This is a genomic window from Bradyrhizobium guangdongense (assembly GCF_006483445.1).
In the GTDB taxonomy this organism is placed as follows: domain Bacteria; phylum Pseudomonadota; class Alphaproteobacteria; order Rhizobiales; family Xanthobacteraceae; genus Bradyrhizobium; species Bradyrhizobium guangdongense_A.
On the sequence record NZ_PPPT01000316.1, the window covers coordinates 1 to 1,425 of the forward strand.

Below are 1,425 nucleotides of genomic sequence, written 5' to 3' on the forward strand. Positions count from 1 at the left end.
AACGAGCCGAACAGGATGATGGAGCCGAGATCGCCATTGGCGAGCAGATGCGCCAGCGCCCACAGCTTGATGCCGGCGAGCATCGGATGCTTCAGCGTCGCATAGATGCGGCCGCGCAGGTAGGAGGCGACCACGAGGATGACGGCCGGCAGCATCAAGGCCACCGTGATGTGCTTCATCGCCTTCGGCGGATACCAGACGTCGATCCATCCCGTCGCGCGATAGGTAGCAAAGCCCCAGATGATCATCGCGAGGCCTGCCAGCGACACCACCGAGTACAGGATCTTGTAGGTCCCCTCACCCAACCTGGCGATCGCCTGCGCGCGTGCCTCGCGTTTTGTCGTCAACGTGTGGGCTGCGAAAAACAGCACCAGCCCCAGGATCATCACCAACAGACCCACGACATCCTCCCCATAACGTAGCCCCCGCTCTATCGGGTATCATTTCCGGGCTGTGCCCGGCAATGCGCCATTGACGCTCATTGCCCGGCTGCCGGCTTTTCCAGCTCGCGGTTGTCGACATAGCGGATCGCGATCGGCCGTCCGGCCAGCGCACCGCCCAGGCCATCGGTGAACTTCAGCGGCAGACAAGCCCTGAGCGAGGAGTTGATCGCGTTGAGGTAGGTGGTCCGCGTGTCGGCCGGCGCGCCCGACGTCGCATAGGTCACGCGCGGCGGGCCGATCAGGCCGCCCGCCTTGTTGAAGCTGAAACGCACCGACATCTGCATGCCCGGCCTGGCGCTGTCTTCCGGCGGCGGCGACCAGCAGGCGCGCAGCTCGGCGAAGAGATCGCCGATGGTGTCGAGATCGTGATCCGGCTTCTGGTATTTTGCGTGCTGATCCGGCGACAGCACGGTCTGGATCGTGAGCTGGAGATTCTGGCCGTAGGGATAGTCGATCTCGGGGATGCAGGGGCCAGGTTCGAGCGGGCTGCAATAGGACGGCGTGCATGGACGGTTGTCCAGCACGCTGCACGGCTCGTGGGAAAACGGAATCGGATTGATCTGTCGGCGTTGCGCGCCGGCGCTGCCCAGCGTGACCGTCAACGCGAGAATGATGAGGATACCGCGCCACATGCCCCAACACGTGGCCATTGCGACGCAGGCGTCAAGGCCGCCCGCGTTCACATCAGCGCGGGCCGCGGCCCTACCCCGCCTTCTTCTTGACGTCCTTGACGTTGGCGAACTCGATGCCCTCGGCGCGTTCCTTGGTGTAGCCGAGATAGAACTCGTTCCTCGCGAGATAAACCGGATCGCCATCGACATCGTCGGCGATGCTCGATGTGTTGGCCGCGACAAAGGTGTCGAGCTTCTTGCGATCGTCGGACGAGATCCAGCGCGCGAGCTGGAATTCGCTGACCTCGAACTCCACCGGCAGCGAATATTCCGCCTCGAGCCGGGCCTTCAACACGTCGAGCTGCAGCGCG

Annotated in this window: 2 protein-coding genes and 1 pseudogene; all 3 read right to left on the minus strand. The window is 63.9% G+C overall.

From position 1 onward, the window contains the following. A partial coding sequence (locus tag C2U70_RS32385) for an NnrU family protein (protein WP_140982784.1) occupies nucleotides 1-401 on the minus strand: 401 nt, incomplete at its 3' end. Nucleotides 402-478: 77 nt separating this feature from the next. Next, nucleotides 479-1,075: a hypothetical protein gene (locus C2U70_RS32390; RefSeq protein WP_140982787.1), complete on the minus strand. Its 597-nt coding sequence runs from the start codon at nucleotides 1,073-1,075 to the stop codon at nucleotides 479-481. Between the two features lie 70 nt (nucleotides 1,076-1,145). Beyond that, nucleotides 1,146-1,425: pseudogene (gene prfC, locus C2U70_RS32395) on the minus strand (peptide chain release factor 3); the annotation flags it as partial.